Origin of the sequence: Caballeronia humi, from assembly GCF_001544475.1 — a bacterium.
Taxonomy (GTDB): Bacteria; Pseudomonadota; Gammaproteobacteria; order Burkholderiales; family Burkholderiaceae; genus Caballeronia; species Caballeronia humi.
The window spans coordinates 1-17,922 of the sequence record NZ_FCNW02000003.1 but is presented as its reverse complement, the minus strand read 5'-3'; the positions used below and the strand labels follow the sequence as shown (position 1 = coordinate 17,922).

16 protein-coding genes are annotated in these 17,922 nt (G+C 62.7%); 5 read left to right on the top strand and 11 right to left on the bottom strand.

The features are described 5' to 3' along the window. Positions 1-48: 48 nt before the first annotated feature. Together AWB65_RS04735 and uvrB are read right to left on the bottom strand one after the other, a co-directional pair. The gene (locus AWB65_RS04735) at positions 49-597 is read right to left on the bottom strand and encodes an iron transporter (protein ID WP_087656300.1); all 549 of its coding nucleotides are present in this window, start codon (positions 595-597) and stop codon (positions 49-51) included. A gap of 300 nt (positions 598-897) precedes the next feature. Next, positions 898-2,988: an excinuclease ABC subunit UvrB gene (gene uvrB / locus AWB65_RS04730; RefSeq protein ID WP_087666057.1), complete on the bottom strand. Its 2,091-nt coding sequence runs from the start codon at positions 2,986-2,988 to the stop codon at positions 898-900. A 387-nt stretch (positions 2,989-3,375) separates the two neighbouring features. On the opposite strand from uvrB, the gene AWB65_RS04725 reads away from it, so the two are divergent. Continuing rightward, positions 3,376-4,575: an amino acid aminotransferase gene (locus AWB65_RS04725; protein WP_087666056.1), complete on the top strand. Its 1,200-nt coding sequence runs from the start codon at positions 3,376-3,378 to the stop codon at positions 4,573-4,575. A gap of 60 nt (positions 4,576-4,635) precedes the next feature. Here the strand turns inward: AWB65_RS04725 and AWB65_RS04720 are convergent, their stop codons facing one another. Together AWB65_RS04720 and AWB65_RS04715 are read right to left on the bottom strand one after the other, a co-directional pair. Further along, positions 4,636-5,871: a DUF3734 domain-containing protein gene (locus tag AWB65_RS04720; RefSeq protein ID WP_087666055.1), complete on the bottom strand. Its 1,236-nt coding sequence runs from the start codon at positions 5,869-5,871 to the stop codon at positions 4,636-4,638. Between the two features lie 16 nt (positions 5,872-5,887). After that, positions 5,888-6,682 (bottom strand): 3-hydroxybutyrate dehydrogenase, encoded by a 795-nt coding sequence (locus AWB65_RS04715; RefSeq protein ID WP_087666054.1) that lies wholly within the window; start codon positions 6,680-6,682, stop codon positions 5,888-5,890. Between the two features lie 287 nt (positions 6,683-6,969). Between AWB65_RS04715 and AWB65_RS04710 the strand changes: the two genes are divergently transcribed. After that, complete coding sequence (locus tag AWB65_RS04710) at positions 6,970-7,815, top strand: 23S rRNA (adenine(2030)-N(6))-methyltransferase RlmJ (protein ID WP_087666309.1); 846 nt, start codon at positions 6,970-6,972, stop codon at positions 7,813-7,815. A gap of 5 nt (positions 7,816-7,820) precedes the next feature. On the opposite strand, the gene AWB65_RS04705 is transcribed toward AWB65_RS04710, so the two are convergent. Then, a complete protein-coding gene (locus AWB65_RS04705) occupies positions 7,821-8,162 on the bottom strand; it encodes a hypothetical protein (RefSeq protein ID WP_235007506.1) in 342 nt (113 codons plus the stop codon). Positions 8,163-8,295: 133 nt separating this feature from the next. On the opposite strand from AWB65_RS04705, the gene copM reads away from it, so the two are divergent. Continuing rightward, positions 8,296-8,688 carry a CopM family metallochaperone gene (copM, locus tag AWB65_RS04700; RefSeq protein WP_087666053.1) on the top strand — a complete coding sequence of 131 codons (393 nt, stop codon included), beginning with the start codon at positions 8,296-8,298 and terminating at the stop codon, positions 8,686-8,688. A gap of 94 nt (positions 8,689-8,782) precedes the next feature. Here the strand turns inward: copM and AWB65_RS04695 are convergent, their stop codons facing one another. Both AWB65_RS04695 and cueR read right to left on the bottom strand, forming a co-directional pair. Next, on the bottom strand, positions 8,783-8,929 hold the full coding sequence (locus tag AWB65_RS04695) for a DUF3563 family protein (protein WP_087656293.1): 147 nt from the start codon (positions 8,927-8,929) through the stop codon (positions 8,783-8,785). Between the two features lie 242 nt (positions 8,930-9,171). After that, positions 9,172-9,558, bottom strand: a complete 387-nt coding sequence (gene cueR, locus AWB65_RS04690) for a Cu(I)-responsive transcriptional regulator (RefSeq protein ID WP_087666052.1) — start codon at positions 9,556-9,558, stop codon at positions 9,172-9,174. A 92-nt stretch (positions 9,559-9,650) separates the two neighbouring features. On the opposite strand from cueR, the gene AWB65_RS04685 reads away from it, so the two are divergent. Both AWB65_RS04685 and AWB65_RS04680 read left to right on the top strand, forming a co-directional pair. Beyond that, positions 9,651-9,857, top strand: coding sequence for a heavy-metal-associated domain-containing protein (locus AWB65_RS04685; RefSeq protein WP_087666051.1), 207 nt, complete (start codon positions 9,651-9,653; stop codon positions 9,855-9,857). Continuing rightward, positions 9,854-10,783, top strand: coding sequence for a dTDP-4-dehydrorhamnose reductase family protein (locus tag AWB65_RS04680; RefSeq protein WP_087666050.1), 930 nt, complete (start codon positions 9,854-9,856; stop codon positions 10,781-10,783). The genes AWB65_RS04685 and AWB65_RS04680 overlap by 4 nt, the downstream gene beginning before the upstream one ends. On the opposite strand, the gene AWB65_RS04675 is transcribed toward AWB65_RS04680, so the two are convergent. The 4 genes from AWB65_RS04675 to AWB65_RS36835 form a co-directional block, all read right to left on the bottom strand. Then, a complete protein-coding gene (locus AWB65_RS04675) occupies positions 10,777-14,226 on the bottom strand; it encodes an error-prone DNA polymerase (protein ID WP_087666307.1) in 3,450 nt (1,149 codons plus the stop codon). The two genes, AWB65_RS04680 and AWB65_RS04675, sit on opposite strands and share 7 nt — an antisense overlap. Positions 14,227-14,231: 5 nt before the next feature. Then, positions 14,232-16,796 (bottom strand): Y-family DNA polymerase, encoded by a 2,565-nt coding sequence (locus AWB65_RS36840; protein ID WP_235007520.1) that lies wholly within the window; start codon positions 16,794-16,796, stop codon positions 14,232-14,234. Continuing rightward, on the bottom strand, positions 16,729-17,613 hold the full coding sequence (gene imuA, locus AWB65_RS04665; protein ID WP_087666049.1) for a translesion DNA synthesis-associated protein ImuA: 885 nt from the start codon (positions 17,611-17,613) through the stop codon (positions 16,729-16,731). Before imuA ends, AWB65_RS36840 begins: the two co-directional genes overlap by 68 nt. A gap of 128 nt (positions 17,614-17,741) precedes the next feature. Beyond that, on the bottom strand, positions 17,742-17,922 hold a 181-nt coding region (locus tag AWB65_RS36835), incomplete at its 5' end, for a hypothetical protein (protein ID WP_235007505.1).

Below are 17,922 nucleotides of genomic sequence, written 5' to 3'. Positions count from 1 at the left end.
GCGACCTTCCTGGAATGAGGCGCACGCGCGGCGCGCCTCCATACGTGCTTAGTAACCACCCTTCTTGCCGATGCCGGCGAACGGGAAGTCGTATTCGATCGTGAAAGGCTTGAACCACGGGCCCACGCCCGTTTCCTTGTCGACGTGACGGCCGAACGCCGAGTGGCCGCTCTGCGCCGGCGGCGAGATATGCAGCTTCAGGTGGTACTTGCCCGGGCCAAACAGCTTGACGTTGTCGCCGTAGTGCGCGCCGTCGCTTGCAACCATCGGCATCAGGTCGCCCTTGATCGACTGCGTCGAGCCGACTTTCGACAGTTCATACGTGACTTGCAGGTACGGCATCCAGTCGCCTTCCGCGAAGCCGGTCGGGTTGTTCTTGACTGCGTGGATGTCCGCTTCGAGGTGGATGTCCGACTCCGATGCCTTGCGCATCATGCCTTCGGGCGCCATCGTGATCGGCTGCAGGTAGACCGCGCCCGTTTCCATGCCGCCTTCGATGTGCTGCTTGCCGATCGGATATTCGGCTGCCATCGCCGAAGTCGTCGCTGCCAGCGCCACTGCGGCGAGCGTGCCGCGCATCAATGTTGAACCCAGCATCAGTCACTCCTTGTTTTTATCGATGGACTGGGACGCCTCTCGCGCCCGCCTCGAAATGATCCGTGTAGCCGACCCTCGGTGCCGGCCGCCCTGAGACGTCATTGAGAATACTTATGGAACGTTAATACGAACCATTCTCAATATTTATCGAGTTTAGCACTGTTCGTTCGGCATAACAATTTGGTCAGGCTTACAGCCTTGTCACGACAGGGGTTTCCGGCCGATTCCGCCAATGCGCCATGCACAAAAAAAAGCGCGTCGATTCGTATGAATCGACGCGCTTTTGCTTGGGGCCGACGCTTAGTCGATGCCGGTCAGATGATCGCCGACGTTCGCACCGAACACACGCTGCCGTAACAGCGACAACTGGTCGCGCGTCTGGGCCGCCTTTTCGAATTCGAGATTCTTGGCGTGATCCATCATTTGCTTTTCCAGCCGCTTGAGCTCCTTCGCGAGCTGCTTCTCGGACATGTCCTCGAATTTTGCGCGCGTCTGCGCTTCCTTCAGTTCGGCGCGGGCATCGTCGACGTTGTAGACGCCGTCGATGATGTCCTTGATGCGCTTCGTCACCCCGCGCGGCGTGATGCCCATCTTTTCGTTGTGCGCGATCTGCTTGGCGCGCCGCCGCTCCGTCTCGTCGATCGCGCGCTTCATCGAATCGGTCATGTTGTCGGCGTAGAGGATCGCCTTGCCGTTCACGTTGCGCGCAGCCCGGCCGATCGTCTGGATCAGCGAGCGCTCGGCGCGCAGGAAACCTTCCTTGTCGGCGTCGAGGATCGCGACGAGCGACACCTCCGGAATATCCAGCCCTTCACGCAGCAAGTTGATGCCGACCAGCACGTCGAAGGTGCCGAGCCGCAAGTCGCGGATGATCTCGACGCGTTCCACCGTATCGATGTCGCTGTGCAGATAGCGCACCTTTACGCCGTGATCGGCGAGGAATTCGGTCAGTTGCTCGGCCATGCGCTTGGTCAGCACCGTGACCAGCACGCGATCGCCGGCGTTTACGCGCGTGTTGATTTCGGAGAGCACGTCATCGACCTGCGAGCGCGCCGGGCGCACCTCGATTCCCGGGTCGACGAGACCGGTGGGCCGCACGAGCTGCTCGGCAACCTGACCCGACGTGCGCTTTTCGTAATCGGCCGGCGTCGCGGACACGAAAATCGCCTGGCGCATCTTGCGCTCGAACTCGTTGAACTTGAGCGGACGGTTATCGAGCGCGGACGGCATCCGGAACCCGTAATCGACGAGATTCTCCTTGCGCGCCCGGTCGCCGTTGTACATGCCGTTCAACTGGCCGATCAGCACGTGCGACTCGTCGAGCAGCATCAGCGCATCGGGCGGCAGGTAATCGACGAGCGTCGGCGGCGGTTCGCCCGGCGCCGCGCCGGAAAAGTGCCGCGAATAGTTCTCGATGCCCTTGCAGAACCCCAGTTCCTGCAACATCTCGAGATCGAAACGCGTGCGCTGTTCGAGCCGCTGCGCCTCGACCAGCTTGCCGTCCTTGTGGAAAAACTCGAGCCGTTCGCGCAATTCGGACTTGATCGTTTCGATCGCGCGCATCACGGTGTCGCGCGGCGTCACGTAATGCGACGACGGATAGACGGTGAAGCGAGGAATCTTGTGCTTCACGCGCCCGGTGAGCGGATCGAAGAGCTGCATCGACTCGATTTCGTCGTCGAACAGCTCCACGCGCACGGCCATTTCGGCGTGTTCCGCCGGGAAAATATCGATCGTGTCGCCGCGCACGCGAAACGAGCCGCGCTGGAAATCGGCTTCGTTACGGTTGTACTGCATCGCGATCAGGCGCGCGATGATGTCGCGCTGGCCGAGCTTGTCGCCGGTGCGCAGCGTCAGAATCATCTTGTGATATTCGGACGGATTCCCAATACCGTAGATCGCCGACACGGTCGCGACGATCACCACGTCGCGCCGTTCCAGCAGGCTTTTGGTGGCGGAGAGGCGCATCTGCTCGATGTGCTCGTTGATCGACGAGTCCTTTTCGATGAACAGGTCGCGCTGCGGAACGTAGGCTTCCGGCTGGTAATAGTCGTAGTACGAGACAAAATACTCGACGGCATTGCGCGGGAAAAACTCGCGGAATTCGGCGTAGAGCTGGGCCGCGAGCGTCTTGTTCGGCGCGAACACGATGGCCGGCCGGCCCATGCGCGCGATGACGTTCGCCATCGTGAAGGTTTTGCCGGAGCCGGTCACGCCGAGCAGCGTCTGGAACGAGAGCCCGTCCTCGATGCCTTCGACGAGCGTGTTGATCGCCTCGGGCTGGTCGCCGGCGGGCGCGTACGGCTGGTAGAGCTGAAACGGGGAGCCATCGAAACTGATGAACTTCGATTCGTCGAGGGCTTCGGGCGCTTCGATGAGGGTATCGGACATGAGGAAACGTAGCCTTAGCCGAGAGCAAACGCTCATTCTAGCGGTTCGCGCCGGGGCACGTGATCGGCGGTTCGGAGTTGCGGAAGGGACGCGCGCCCAGCCTGAAACGCACGCCTGATATTTCGAGATGCGGGCGATCGACGATATGGCAAGTGCCGCGATCCCGTATTTAACCGGCGTTTTGACGGAAATCGAGCCCAAAAAACGCAAAAAACCGGCCAGACGTCCGCGAAAAAGCACGGGGCGATTCGTTACAATGGCAAATTGAGCTTATCCAGTGCTCGTTTTCAGCTTCTTCCGGGCTGCGACGTGGTTCGAATTGCCCCCAGTCGCCTCGCCCTCCTCGCTGGTCCTTGCCGCACGTCTTTCCACTACTGCCGAAAAATCATGTCTCTTTTCTCTGCCGTCGAACTCGCTCCCCGCGACCCGATTCTGGGCCTCAACGAAGCCTTCAACGCCGACACGCGCACGACCAAGGTCAACCTGGGCGTCGGCGTGTACACGAACGAAGAAGGCAAGATTCCGCTCCTGCGCGCCGTTCGCGAGGCGGAAAAAGCCCGCGTCGACGCCGCTTTGCCGCGCGGCTACCTGCCGATCGAAGGCATCGCCGCCTATGACGCCGCCGTCCAGAAACTGTTGCTCGGCAACGATTCACCGCTGATCGCGGCCGGCCACGCAGTCACGGCGCAAGCGCTCGGCGGCACGGGCGCGCTCAAGATCGGCGCGGATTTCCTGAAGCGCGTGAATCCTGGCGCGAAGGTCGCGATCAGCGATCCGAGCTGGGAAAACCACCGCGCGCTGTTCGAAAGCGCGGGCTTCGAGGTCGTGAACTACCCGTACTACGACGCAGCCAGCCACGGCGTGAACTTCGAAGGCATGCTCGCGGCGCTCGACGCCTACGCGGCCGGTACGGTCGTCGTGCTGCACGCGTGCTGCCACAACCCGACCGGCGTCGACCTGACGGACGCGCAGTGGCACCAGGTGGTCGATGTCGTCAAGGCGCGCGGCCTCGTGCCGTTCCTCGATATCGCGTATCAAGGCTTCGGCGATGGTATCGAAGCGGATGCAGCCGCGGTGCGCCTGTTCGCGAACGCAGATCTGAACGTGTTCGTGTCGTCGTCCTTCTCGAAGTCGTTCTCGCTGTATGGCGAGCGCGTCGGCGCTCTGTCGATCATCACGACGGGCAAGGAAGAATCCGCGCGCGTTCTGTCGCAACTGAAGCGCGTGATCCGCACGAATTACTCGAACCCGCCGACGCACGGCGGCTCCGTCGTCGCGGCCGTTTTGGCTTCGCCGGACCTGCGCGCGACGTGGGAACAGGAACTCGGCGAAATGCGCGACCGCATCCGCGCGATGCGCAACGGCCTCGTCGAGCGCCTGAAGGCGAGCGGCGTCGATCGCGATTTCAGCTTCGTGGGCCGTCAGCGCGGCATGTTCTCGTACTCGGGCCTCACGGCGCCGCAGGTCGATCGCCTGCGCGAAGAGTTCGGCATCTATGCGGTGAGCACTGGCCGCATCTGCGTGGCTGCGCTGAACACGCGCAACCTCGACGTCGTGGCGAACGCCGTCGCGCACGTGCTGAAGTAAACCCGTACGAAGCTGTACTGGACATGGCGCCCTGCTGAGAAGGGCGCCATTTTTTTCGCCCTATCCCGCGTCCTTGCGCCCGTCGCGATGGATGTCGTGCGTCACGAAGCGCGCTTCGCCGTTCGGCATCTCGAGCCAGTCACGATGCGCGAGCGAACCGCGAATATCGACAAGCCCGCTTTCCCAGTGCTCGCGCATCGTCGAGAGGCCGAACTGATAGTCCTTGTAATGCCCCTCATATTCCTTGTGCCTGTAAATGAGGTGAATCACGTTGTAACGCTTCGAACACGCCAGTTCCGCGGCGAGCTTGCACCACTGATCGGTCTCGCGGACGGCTTCCGGCACCTGCTCCAGCACATGCCGCAGCACGTTCCGATAGCGCTGCGAGCGCTGCATCATGTCGGTGACCATGCGCGTCCTGCTCGAAAACTGGACGTCCTTCACGCGCCCCATCACGTCGACGATGCTGTCCGGCACCGGGCCGCGCGCGCTCCACAAATCGACCTGGAACGCGAGCGTGTCGCGGCGCGGACTCGCCATCGCGACCTCGTAGAGCGGCGTGTTCGACATCAGGCCGCCATCCCAGAAATACTCGCCGTCGATTTCCACCGCCGCGAAACCCGGCGGTAACGCTCCGGACGCCATGAAATGCTCGGCGCGCAGCGTGATGTGCGTGTTGTCGAAATAGGCGAAATTGCCAGTCGCGACATTTACCGCGCCCACCGACACCCGCATCTCGCCCGAATTGATCCGGTCGAAGTCGCACAGGCGCTCGAGCGTGGCCTTGAGCGGCGCGGTGTCGTAGTAGCTTGCCGCCTGCGGTAGGCCGGCCGCAAGCGGCGACGGAGGCGGAAAGCGCGGCACGAAAAAGCCCTTCTGCCCTTCGACCAGTGCACCGGCCGCCTGCATCGCCGTGAACGCCTTGCGGATCTCGTCGGCGGAATTGAAGAGCGCCCGTTCGACGAAACCGGCGAGCGGAATTCCAAACGCCGGCTGGCAAATGGTCTCCCAGAATTCGAGCAGCCTCGACACGCGATCCTTGGGCGCATTGCCCGCGATGATCGCCGTATTGAGCGCGCCAATCGAGATGCCCGCGAGCCAGTTCGGCGTGATGCCGGCTTCGTCGAGGCCCTGAAAGACACCCGCCTGATACGCGCCGAGCGCCCCGCCGCCCTGCAACATCAGCGCGATGGTTTCGTAGGGCGGGAGCTCGATGCGGCTGCCGGGCGGCTGCGCTGGCGCGGCATCTTCGACGGCCGCCCGCCGCGGCTTCTTCTTCCCTTCGTTCACTGACATTCCGTACTCCGCCCGATCACTGCATATACCAGCCGTGACTCACGACGAACGACTGTCCGGTCAGCGCCGCCGTCGGGAATGCCGTGAGGAAGAGCACGGTCTGTGCGACGTCCTCGACGGTCGTGAACACGCCGTCCACCGTGCCGCCGAGCATCACGCGTTTCACGACCTCCTCCTCGCTGATGCCGAGTTCCTTCGCCTGCTCCGGAATCTGCTTGTCGACGAGCGGCGTGCGCACGAAACCCGGACACACCACATGCGAGCGCACGTTGTGTTTCGCGCCCTCCTTCGCAAGCACGCGCGCGAGCCCGAGCAACCCATGCTTGGCCGTCACGTAGGCCGACTTGAGCGGCGACGCCTCGTGCGAATGCACCGATCCCATATAGATCACGACACCGCCGCGATCGTCCTTGTACATGTGCTTGAGCGCCGCCTTGGTCGTGAGAAACGCGCCGTCGACGTGAATCGCCTGCATCTTCTTCCAGTCGGAATAGGCGTAGTTCTCGATCGGATTGACGATCTGGATGCCCGCGTTCGACACGAGGATATCGACCGATCCGAGTTCCGTCGCCACCCGGTCGATGCCTTCGTTGACCGCCTCTTCGCTCGTCACGTCCATCGCGACGCCGATCGCCCTACCGCCCTTGCCGCGAATCTCTTCGGCGACGGCATCGGCGCCGGCCTGGTTCAGGTCCGCGATGGCGACGGCCGCGCCCGCCTCGGCGTACGCGAGCGCGATCGCCCGGCCGATGCCGCTCGCCGCGCCCGTGACGACTGCAACCTTCCCGTCCAGCTTCGTGTTCAGTGCCATGCGAACCTCCTTCCTCGTGGGTAACGACAGGTGACGAATAGATGACGAATGACAACATGCGGCGCGGGGGTTCAACAAGCTGGTCGAACGGGCTAGGCGAATTGCCTTGTGCCTATGCCATTCGGCCGACTATCCCGCGACGTTCGATGCGACTATTGTGCATGAAGCCCATGACGCACCGCAGCTATCGTCATGGCTTGCCGCAGCCGCGCGCCGGGAGACTGGCGACGTGTCTCCGCTACAATGCCGCGCTTGGCTCCCCTTTTGCCTTCAACGGCTCACACGTCATGCTCAGCTATCGCCACGCCTTCCATGCAGGCAATCACGCCGACGTGCTGAAACACGCGGTCGTCGTCCAGTTGCTGCGCCATCTCGGCCAGAAGGACAAGTCGTACTGGTACATTGACACCCACGCCGGCGCCGGCGTGTATTCGCTGACCGAGGGCTACGCGACGAAAACGGCCGAGTTCGAAAGCGGCATCGCACGGCTTTGGGAGCGTACAGATCTCCCGCCGATGCTGTCGGACTACGTCGATGAAGTCCGTGCCCTGAATCCGGACGGCACGCTGCGCTTCTACCCGGGATCGCCGTATCTGGCGTGGCGGCTGATGCGCGAGCAGGACCGCACGCGCCTTTTCGAACTGCACACGACCGAGATAGACGTGCTGCGCCACAATTTCCGCGACGCCGGGCGCCGCGCGATGATCTACGAAGGCGACGGATTCGACGGCATCAAGGCGCTGCTTCCGCCGCCGCCGCGCCGCGCGCTCGTGCTGGTGGACCCGTCCTACGAGGACAAGCGCGACTACGCGCGCACGCTGAACTGCATCGAAGAGAGTCTGAAGCGATTTGCGACCGGCACTTATGCGGTCTGGTATCCGCAGGTCACGCGGCTGGAGTCACAGCGTTTTCCGGATCAGTTGAAGCGTCTTCAGCAGAAGAACTGGCTGCATGTGAATTTGACGGTGAGCACTCATCCGACCGATGGCTTCGGTCTCTTCGGCAGCGGCATGTTCATCTACAACCCGCCGTACACGCTCGCCGGCGCGCTGAAACAAGCGATGCCGTATCTGGTCGAGACGCTCGGACAGGATGCCAAGGCGGCTTTCAAGCTGGAACATCGCGGGGACTGAGGCGGTCAGCGGGACGGCGGGCGAGACGAGCGGTTGTATCCGGGTTGGCCGTAGCCATAGCCCTGAGGCTGATACGGTTGAGTTGACTGACCCGACGTCTGTCCCCCGTACTGAACGTACGGGCTGACCATAATAGGCATCTGTTCCTGCTGGGGCAATTCGGGCAGCGTCGCCATCGGCTGGGCGTGGACCATGCCCGGGCCGCCCAACGAGCCGCTCTGCAACACGGTGCCGGGGACGCCGCTGTGAATGCCCGTCTGGGTATCGAGTACGAGCGGTTCGCCGCCCGGCTTCGCGAGCGCCTGACCCGCGCAGACGAACGTTGCGGCAACGGCCGCGCCTATCACGATGCACCGCCCGGGCCATTTTCCGGCAAGTCTGCAGTTCATATCGCGCGCCATCGATTCTTTGGACGAAAACACTTTACCTTACCGTGGTGGCAAGCTTTACGCTAGCCGTCCCGACTCTCAAGGAGAAGCGATGAAATCACAACTAAAACGGCTGGCGGCGCTGGCCTTCGCCTGCGCCACTTTCGCCCCGCATGCGTTCGCACAAACCACCGCGCCTTCCCACGATGCGATGCCCGGCATGGCCGCGCCCGCTGGCGAGTCGCCCGCGACCGCCGCCTACCGCGCCGCGGACAAGTCGATGATGGCCGGCATGTCGAGCGTCCAGTACAGCGGCGACCCAGATCGCGATTTCGTTGCACACATGATCCCGCACCACGAGGGCGCGGTTGAAATGGCCAAGGTCGAACTGAAGTACGGCAAGGACGCGAAACTGCGCAAGCTCGCGAAAGACATCATCGCTGCACAGGATAGGGAAATCGCGTTCATGAAACAGTGGCTTGCCGCGCACCCGCAGGCCAAGTAAACGACAAGCGACCTCACTGAAGTCGACGCCCAGAAACGACAAAGCCCCGCAATGCGGGGCTTTCACGACTCAGCCAGCGTTCGGCGTCGGGGACTTACAGCATGTAGCCGTTGGTCTCGAGCGAACGGATACGCTTTTCAAGCTGAACGATATCCGACGATTGCGCCAGATATTCTTCGCGGCGGCGGCGTTCAGCGGTTTCAAACCAAATGCTGAGTTTTTCGAGCAAGAAAGCAAACATGGTGTTTCTCCAAGGATTACGGTTGAATCCCCGGCAGTTCGGGTCAGGGATTTCCCTCAAAAGGGTTAACCCGAATTATAGCGAAGGAAGTCTTCATGTGTTAGTGAAATGCTTGAATACTGTGCATTCCGTTTCGGAATGGTGCATGCACTGACGCGATACAAGCGACTGTTTTAACTAAGATTTTTGCTCGAAATCCTCGATGCATTCATCGAAAGCACTAATTTGGTGCTCTTTTGCTCTTACTGCGCGAGCCGTTCCAATATCGGACAATCCGGACGCGCATCACCGTGACAGTGTTGCGCCAGATGAGATAGCGTGTCGCGCATTTCAGTGAGTTCCGCGATTCGCCGATCCAGCTCCGCGACATGCTCCAATGCGATCGACTTCACCTCGGCACTCGCCCGCGAACGGTCCTGCCAGAGCGCTAGCAGCTTGCGAATATCTTCGACGAGAAAGCCCAGACGACGAGCCTGCCGCACGAAACGCAGCGCGTGGACCTCCTGCTCGTTGTATACGCGATACCCCGACGCCGTCCGCCCGACCGGCGCCAGTAAACCGACGCTCTCGTAGTACCTGATCATCTTCGCCGTCACGCCCGAGGCGCGGGCTGCTTCACCAATATTCATCGCCGACTCCGGAAAACTGAACCTGACTCTACACCTTCCAACGGTAGGAAGGTATACGATGGGAACGTTCACTGACATCGAAAGGACCGGACATGACCGAATTCGAAGTTCAAGGCATGAGCTGCCAGCATTGCGTCGCCGCCGTGACGCGCTCCATCCAGGAAGTCGATCCGAACGCGCAGGTCAGCGTCGATCTGGCGCGCGGCCGGGTTGCCGTCGAATCGACGCAATCGGCCGATGCGCTCCGGGACGCGATCGACGAAGCGGGCTACACCGTCGTCCCGTCGAGCGGCGCATGACGCAGGGTTTCAGAGTCGCCCTGATCGGCGCGTCGGGTTTGCTCGGGCGTGCCGTCGCCGGCGAATTGGCGGATGTCGCCAGCTGGCAGGTCGTGCGCACCGCCCACAGCCGCGGCGATGCGCAGAGCGTTAAGCTCGATATCCGCGATGACACCGCCGTCCACGCGTTCATCGAGCATGAAAAGCCCGATGCGATCGTCGTCGCGGCGGCCGAGCGTCGCCCGGATATCTGCGAGAACGATCCGGGACTTGCCCGCGCGCTGAACGTCGATGCGCTCTGCTCGATCGCCAGGGCCGCGCGCGCACTGAACTCGTGGGTCCTGTCGATTTCGACCGATTACGTCTTCGACGGCACGGCGCCGCCCTATTTCCCCGCCGATCCGCCCTCGCCGCTCAACGCCTACGGCCGCAGCAAGTTCGAAGGTGAGCGCGCGCTGCTCGACTCGGGCGCGAACGCCTGCGTGTTGCGGCTGCCGCTGCTTTACGGCCCGGTGCTCGACTGGAGTGAATCGGCGGTCACGAGTCTCACGCCGGCCATCGTGAAATCGTCCGGGGCGGGCGCCGAGCCCGCGCTGATGGACGCATGGGCCACACGCTACCCGACGTTCACGCCCGATGTAGCCGTCGTGATCCGGCAGATGACCGAGCGCCACGCGCGCGGCGAAGCGATTACCGGCATCACGCAATGGTCCGGCGACGAACCGATGACCAAATTTGACATCGCGGAACACATCGCGCGGGTGCTGCGAGTCGAAGCGCGGCTCGTCGCGCAGACCACCCCCGCCGATTCGACCCCGCGCCCGCGCGACTGCCATCTGAATTCGGGTGCGCTCGAAACGCTTGGAATCGGCCGTCGCACGCGGTTCGACACCGCCATCGCACAGGTGCTCGCGAACTATCCGGACCCGCAAGCTCCGTCTCAGTGAAAATCCCGGCTCGGCGCGGCGAGCCGTCCGAGCAGCGCGCTGTGATCTTCGAGTCGCTGCGCCACCAGGTGCCGCACTTCGCCCTCGCTTTGCCAGACGCCATACACCGCCAGCATCGACGCGCCGAGCAGAATCTTGCGCTGCTTCTCGACGAGCGCCGGCCAGACGATCACGTTGATCGCGCCGGTTTCGTCCTCGATCGAGACGAAAATCGTGCCGTTGGCCGTCCCCGGCCGCTGTCGCACCGTGACGATCCCGCACGCCCGCGCGGAACGCCCGTTCCGGTAGTGCGCGAGTTCGGCGGCCGTCTTGAAACGCATCTGCGCGAGCCGCGGCCGCAGCAATTCCAGCGGATGACGATTCAGCGTGAGACCGAGGCTCGCATAATCGTCGACGATTTCGCGGCCTTCTGGCGCCTGCGGCAAGACGAGCGGCGCCTCGGTCATCGGCGCGTCGCGCAGCAGTTCCGGCGCCTGCTGCTGCGCCGTGACCTCCCACCAAGCCTGCCGCCGATGCCCCGCGATGCTCGCGAGCGCGTTGCCCGCCGCGAGCGCTTCGAGATCGCGGCGCGACAAGGCCGCGCGGCGCGCGAGATCGTCGACGCTCGCGAACGGCGCCTCGCTGCGCGCGGCCATGATCCGCTCGGCCGGCGCCTGCGAGAAACCCTTGATGAGCTGCAGCCCGATCCGCACGCCCGGCCCGCCCGCGCCGTACGCCTTCGACGGCTTCCTGATCCGCGCCGCAAGCCTCCGCGCCGCGCGCCGCATCGTCTTGCGGAAAATCTGGCGCGGCACCGGCGTGCCGTAGAACTGCTGGCGGCGCAGCGCCTTGTCGACATCGAACACGACGCGCTCGCCAAGCCCCTCCGGCTTTTCGAGCACCGACTCCCAGTCGCTCAACGAAACATCGGGTGCAAAAACCCGGACGCCGTGGCGCTTCGCGTCCTGCACGAGCTGCGACGGCGAATAGAAGCCGAGCGGCTGGCTGTTCAGCAACCCGGCTAGAAACGCCGCCGGCTCGTAGCGCTTGATCCACGCGCTGACATACACGAGCAGCGCGAAACTCGCTGAATGACTCTCCGGAAAACCGTACTCGCCGAAACCCTCGATCTGCTTGCAGACGCGCTCCGCGAACTCCTGCTCGTAACCGCGCGCGAGCATCTTCGTCATCAGATCGGCCTGATATTTTTCGAGATGACCGCCGCGTCGCCAGGCGGCCATCGCGCGACGCAGCAGGTCGGCTTCCTCGGCCGAATAGCCCGCCGCGACCATCGCGAGCTTCATCACCTGCTCCTGGAAGATCGGCACGCCGAGCGTGCGTTCGAGCACCGGCCGCAACTCCTCCTTCGGATACTCCGCCGCTTCGAGCCCCTGCTTGCGCCGCAGATACGGATGCACCATGCCGCCCTGGATCGGCCCGGGCCGCACGATCGCGACTTCGATCACGAGGTCGTAGTATTTTTGCGGCTTCAGGCGCGGCAGCATGCCCTGCTGCGCGCGCGATTCGATCTGGAAGACGCCGATCGTGTCGGCGTGGCAGCACATTTCGTAGACGGCCTTGTCCTCGCACGGAATCCGCTCGACGGGAAACGACGGCAGCCCGCGCCGCAACGCGACGAATTCGAGCGCCCGCCGCACCGCCGACAGCATGCCGAGCGCGAGCACGTCGACTTTCAGCAGCTTGAGCGCATCGATGTCGTCCTTGTCCCACTGGATCACGCAGCGGTCCTTCATCGCCGCGTTCTCGATCGGCACGAGCCGCGAGAGCTTCTCGCGCGCGATCACGAAGCCGCCGACGTGCTGCGACAAGTGCCGCGGAAAGCCTCGCAACTCACGCGTCAGGCGGATCAGATGCTTCGTGATATGCGAATCCGCCTTGAAACCGGCCTCCGCCAGATAGCCCGCGACAGCGGCCGGCCCGTCCCACCACTGCTGCGACTTGCCGATCCGCTCGATCAGCGACGCATCCAGCCCGAGCGCACGACCGACGTCCTTGAGCGCGCTGCGCGTGTGGTACGTGATCAGCGACGCCGCGAGCGCCGCGCGATGCCGTCCGTATTTGCGATAAATGTATTGAATGACCTCTTCGCGCCGCTGATGCTCGAAATCGACGTCGATGTCGGGCGGCTCGTTGCGCGCGCGCGAGATGAAGCGCTCGACGAGCATGTCCATGCGCACCGGATCGATTTCGGTGATGTGCAGGCAATAGCAAATGATCGAATTCGCCGCCGAGCCGCGTCCCTGACAGAGAATTTTCTGGCTGCGCGCGAACGCGACGATGTCGTAGACCGTCAGGAAATACTTCTCGTACTTCAGTTCGGCGACGAGCGCGAGTTCCTTGTCGATCTGCGCAATGGTCTGCGCGTCCATGCCGTCCGGCCAGCGCTCGAGGGCGCCCGCCATCACGCGCTTGCGCAGGTAGCTGGCCGGCGTCTCGCCCGCCGGCACGAGTTCCTCGGGATACTCATACTGCAATTCGTCGAGCTGGAAGGTGCAGCGGGCGGCCACCTTCAGCGTCTCGGCGAGCGTATCGGCCGGATAAAGCGCCCCGATCCGCAGACGCGAGCGCAAATGCCGCTCCGCGTTCGCTTCGAGCGCGTAGCCGCATTCGGCGAGCGGGCAATTTAGACGGATCGCGGTCAGCGTGTCCTGCAACGGCTTGCGCGAGCGCGCGTGCATCAGAGCGCCGCCGGCCGCGACGAGCGGCAGGCCACTCTCCTGCGAAATGAGCCGCGACGACGCGAGCCGCTCGTCATCGCTGCCGTCCTGCCACAGTTCCAGCGCGAGCCACGCGCGGCCGGCGGCGAAACCGGCGAGCCAGTGCGCGCAGCCGAGCGTTTGCGCGAGCGTCGCCGAGCGTTGCGGGACGAGGATCAGCAGGCAGTCGGGCAGATGCTTCAGATGCGCGACGTCGCCGCGAAGATCGGTCGAATCCCTCACATCGGCCGCTGAATCCGCCGGATTCGTGAAATCCTTGGGGCTAAGCCGGTAGCTGCCCTTGCGTTCGCGCGAGCGCGCGAGCGAAATCAGTTCGGCTAGATTGCCGTAGCCTGTCCGGTTGGTCGCGAGCGCGATCAGCGTGCAGAACGGGGCGCCGTCGGCATCGGTGAGATGCAGTTCGCTGCCGATGATGAGCTTCAGGAGGCGCATCTCGGGCATCGGCTGACCGGCTTTCGAGGCGGCATCGGCAGCGGCTTTGGCTTGCGCCTCGATGTCCTTGATCGCGCCGTGCGCGCGCACGGCGCCCGCGAGCGAGCATTCGTCGGTGATCGCGAGCGCAGTGTAGCCGTGTTCCAGCGCGGTCTCGGCCAGTTCCTGCGGATGTGAGGCGCCGCGCAGGAACGAGAAATTGCTCAAGCAATGCAGTTCGGCATAGTCGGGCAGCAACGCCGACGACTTCATCGATGCCGAGCGCGCGGATTTTTTGAGGGCTATGCCGTCCATCATCGTCATCCGAAAAATCCGTGCAGGAACCAGTCGCCCGACAGCCGCTCGCGATAGAGCCAGAACATGCGGCCGCGATCGTCGGAGGCGATGTAGTAATCGCGCTGCACGCCGTTGCCGTCCCACCAGCCGGCTTCGATCCGCTCGGTCCGGCTGATGATTTTCAGCGGACGGCGGTAAAACGGGCGCTCGTTGCGTAGAAGGAGCTTTAGCGGGGTTTCGAGGATCCAGCAGGGTCTCGGTTGGGAGGGGACGGCGCGGTCGGGGAGGTTTAGGGGGGAGTCCGGGGTCGGCTCGGGGTTTGGGCTGGCGCTTTGGTCGAAGTTTTGCCCAAGGCTTTCTCCGGAATTTTGGCGAAAATCTGCCTCGATTTTTTGCTCGAAGCGCTTTGCGAAGTCGTGCTCAAGGCTTGGCTCGCGATGATCGAGGTGCGCTTTTTGCCCAAGCTTCGGATCGAGATTGTCTCCAAGGTTTGGCTTGAGACTTTGCTCGCTGTTTTGTTTGCCGCTTTTTTCGCCGCTTTGTTTGCGCTTTTGCTTGAGGTCTTGTTCGCAGCTCTTCCCGAGATTTTGCCCGGAGCTAGGTGCGGGGCTTCGCTTTTTCCCTAAGTTTGGATGGGGATTCCTCGTGGAGGCTTCCCTGAAGCTTTTGCCGCCTTCCCCGGAATTTTGACCAAGCCCTGGCCCGGAATGCAAGAGATTTTCCGCAGGGTTTGGCCAAAGCCTCGACGTGAGATTGTCTCCGAGGTTTAACCCGACGCTTGGCCAAAGATTCAGGTCGAGACTCTGCACGACGTTTTGCCTGATCTTTTGCCAGAGTTCCTGTTCGGAAGTTTTCCCTGGATTTTGTTCAGTGGTGGGCCCGGAGCACTGTTCGCTAGCTGGCTTGGAGTTTTTGCCGATTTTTTTTCCAAGATTTTTCCCGGGGTTTGGTCCTACTATTTTCTCAAGGTTGTTCCCGGAGTTTTTCTTGGGATTTTGCTCGGTTTGTCTGAGGTTTCCCGAGAGGTTTCCCGAGAGGTTTCCCGAGAGGTTCTCCGAGAGATTTCCTGAGAGGCTTTCTCCGGAGTTTTGCCCGAGGCTTCGGTCGAAGCTTTGATCGATTGGCGTGGAGTTTTGTTTGTAGCTTTCCCAAGAGACTTCGAGTCTTCCTTCAACGTTTTGCCGAAGATTCGACTCGAGATTTAGTCCGACCGAGCTTTGCCGAAGACTTTGCCCGGATTCCTCGCCAAGATCGCGCCCAACGTTTCCCTCCAAATCCTCCTGATCTTCTTCGGGCGTCGGTTCAGCGGCAGCGGCGCCCCTCGCTTGAACGGGCGCCTTTTTCTTGCGCGTCGCCTTCGCTTTCACTTTGGTCTTTCCCTCCACCGCCGGCTGATAAACCTCGACGCCCATTGCCGCTTCCGGCCGATGATCGTCGCGCGCGACAAGCTGCAACACATTCTCCGCGCCAAGACGCGCGCTCAACCGCTCGAGCAATTGCGCCATCGACTCGCTATCGGAGTTAGGCATCGGAAAAAGTGTGTCTGGTGGTGGTGCATGCTCGCTGACCTTGTCGGCGAGCAGCTTCATCTCGATGACGGGCGCGGCGAGCGCCGTCTGATTCAGCTTTTCGCGCAGGAGCCAGAGCACGTGATCGGCGTCGCGCGTCGGCACGGCCCACGCGACTTTCATCGTCGACGTCTTCGGCGCGTTGCGCGCGGCGAGTTCGTGCTCGAGCAAAAGCGTGAACTCGCTGACGGCCGCGTGATGCGCGCTCAGCCAGCCGGCAAGCTGCAGCACGAGCCGTCGCGCGGCAAACAGCAATGCCTCCGCGCTCTCGACGCGCGCCTGCAACTCGAGCCGCGCCTCGAACGATGCCGGCGCGCAAAACGCCGCGCGCGGATCGGGCGCCTCGCCATACGCCTGCGCGAGCAGTTGCAGGACGCCCGCGCCAAAACGGCGCGCCACGCCCGAGCGGGGCAAACGACGCAAATCGGCGAGCGTATTGCAGCCGATCTGCTCGAAGAGATTCGCGTGCGTCGCCGCCGACGGCAACAGCGACACCGGCAGCACATCGAGAATGTGGGGGAGCGTCGTCGATTTCACGATGCGCGTGCGCCTGATCACCCGACGCGTACGCGCGTGGGCGAGCAGCCACGCGCCCCAGGCAGTCGGCGCGCAACCCATCCGCGACGTGAAGCCGCTGTCTTTCACCGTCGCTGTCACTTTCGAAAACAGCGCCTTCAGGCCATCGAACAGCCGCACGCTCCCGCTCACTTCCAGCAGCACCGTATTCGCGTGAGCCAGCACGACTTTCGGCGTGAAAGTGAGCAACGCGAGCGCAACGGCCTCCAGCGCCTGCATTTCGAGACGGCTGTCCTCGACAAGCAGGGTCAACCGCGGCGCGAGCGCGAAGGCATGCGAGCGCGTGCTGCCCGGCCGCACGCCGAGCCGGAACGCGACGATATCGGGCAGCAGGATGCGCGCATGATCCGCGAGCGCGAAGCACGGCTGCCCTTCATCACTGATCGACGGGGCGGAGGCGGTTTTCACTCCAGGCAAGGTCGAATTCGTCTCCGGCGTCGCCATCGAGGGCGGCTTGACTGCTTCGAGCGACAAAAGCGGCAATGTCACCGCTATCCACAACATGGTTGACCTCTCGTACTTTCCTGGCCAATCGGGCGAGGCGCGACTGACGGATATGCTCCGGCAGTGCCGGCATTTGCAGCGGCAATCGCAGACGCAGCGGCTTTTCGAGCATCGGCCCGCGCCGCTTGATGATGTCGATCTCCAGCATCACCTGCTGCATCCATTCGCGGCGGTTCATGGTCTGCGCCTCGTCGGGCAACACGGGGCGGCAGATCATGCGCAACGGCGCCGCCGACGATTGCGACGCCGCGTCGATCGGTTGAAACAAAAACGCCAGTGCCTGCGATTCCTGCGCGGCTACCTGCAAACGCCGCAATGCTTTGGGACGCGCTTTCGGTAACCAGATCAACACCGCGCCAACGCCCTTCTGCTTCAGCGATTGCTCCGCCGCCCAGAGCGCCTGATCGTCCGGGGCCTTGACCCAAAACAGCTTTTCCGTCGCAATGCCCCACGCACGAAACGCCGCCAGACCGGGCTTCCACGGGGGAGCCACGAAGATGGCGGATCGGTTTTGGATCGTCGTCAACTCGCGGAGCGCACGCGAAAGCAGCCGCATCTCCCCGACCCCACTGTCCTCGACAAGAAGTTCGGTGAGCACGCCAGCCATCCAGCCCGAGCCAGGCAAAACGCAATCAAGCCTTCGATGGCCACTGGAAATGATGCCGGGATCGGACTCGCTGGACGGGTCGCCAATCCATAGCTGGCGCTCCAGGGACGACTCCAACCCGATCTCGATCAGTGAAATTGCTGCGCCCATGAACTCCCCGGTGCGATACGAATAAGGGGCCTGCTCAATGCGCGAGCTATTGGCAACCTCTCGATTTACTGTATATTTATACAGTATTGCAGAGGTAGAAGTAAGGAAAAAATGGTATGGAGGGGTGACTAGGAATCGGAGGATTTTGCTGCGTTTTCGCCATTGGTAAGGACGTTTTTGTTATCCCGGAAAGATTCGGTGAAAACTAAAACTAACGATACTGAGGCGTAGAAACGCAAAAACCCCACTTTTGGGGTGGGGTTTTTGTTTGAGGCATGAGGAGCCTGACGATTACCTACTTTCACACGG

Excerpts from the sequence above, each read along its gene's own strand:
- imuA (WP_087666049.1), bottom strand. The coding sequence starts at position 17,613 with ATGGGCGCAGCAATTTCACTGATCGAGATCGGGTTGGAGTCGTCCCTG.
- AWB65_RS04695 (WP_087656293.1), bottom strand. The coding sequence starts at position 8,929 with ATGTTTGCTTTCTTGCTCGAAAAACTCAGCATTTGGTTTGAAACCGCT.
- copM (WP_087666053.1), top strand. The coding sequence starts at position 8,296 with ATGAAATCACAACTAAAACGGCTGGCGGCGCTGGCCTTCGCCTGCGCC.
- AWB65_RS04735 (WP_087656300.1), bottom strand. The coding sequence starts at position 597 with ATGCTGGGTTCAACATTGATGCGCGGCACGCTCGCCGCAGTGGCGCTG.
- AWB65_RS04720 (WP_087666055.1), bottom strand. The coding sequence starts at position 5,871 with ATGTCAGTGAACGAAGGGAAGAAGAAGCCGCGGCGGGCGGCCGTCGAA.
- cueR (WP_087666052.1), bottom strand. The coding sequence starts at position 9,558 with ATGAATATTGGTGAAGCAGCCCGCGCCTCGGGCGTGACGGCGAAGATG.
- AWB65_RS04710 (WP_087666309.1), top strand. The coding sequence starts at position 6,970 with ATGCTCAGCTATCGCCACGCCTTCCATGCAGGCAATCACGCCGACGTG.
- AWB65_RS04675 (WP_087666307.1), bottom strand. The coding sequence starts at position 14,226 with ATGGACGGCATAGCCCTCAAAAAATCCGCGCGCTCGGCATCGATGAAG.
- AWB65_RS04685 (WP_087666051.1), top strand. The coding sequence starts at position 9,651 with ATGACCGAATTCGAAGTTCAAGGCATGAGCTGCCAGCATTGCGTCGCC.
- AWB65_RS04725 (WP_087666056.1), top strand. The coding sequence starts at position 3,376 with ATGTCTCTTTTCTCTGCCGTCGAACTCGCTCCCCGCGACCCGATTCTG.
- uvrB (WP_087666057.1), bottom strand. The coding sequence starts at position 2,988 with ATGTCCGATACCCTCATCGAAGCGCCCGAAGCCCTCGACGAATCGAAG.
- AWB65_RS36840 (WP_235007520.1), bottom strand. The coding sequence starts at position 16,796 with ATGGCGACGCCGGAGACGAATTCGACCTTGCCTGGAGTGAAAACCGCC.
- AWB65_RS04715 (WP_087666054.1), bottom strand. The coding sequence starts at position 6,682 with ATGGCACTGAACACGAAGCTGGACGGGAAGGTTGCAGTCGTCACGGGC.
- AWB65_RS04680 (WP_087666050.1), top strand. The coding sequence starts at position 9,854 with ATGACGCAGGGTTTCAGAGTCGCCCTGATCGGCGCGTCGGGTTTGCTC.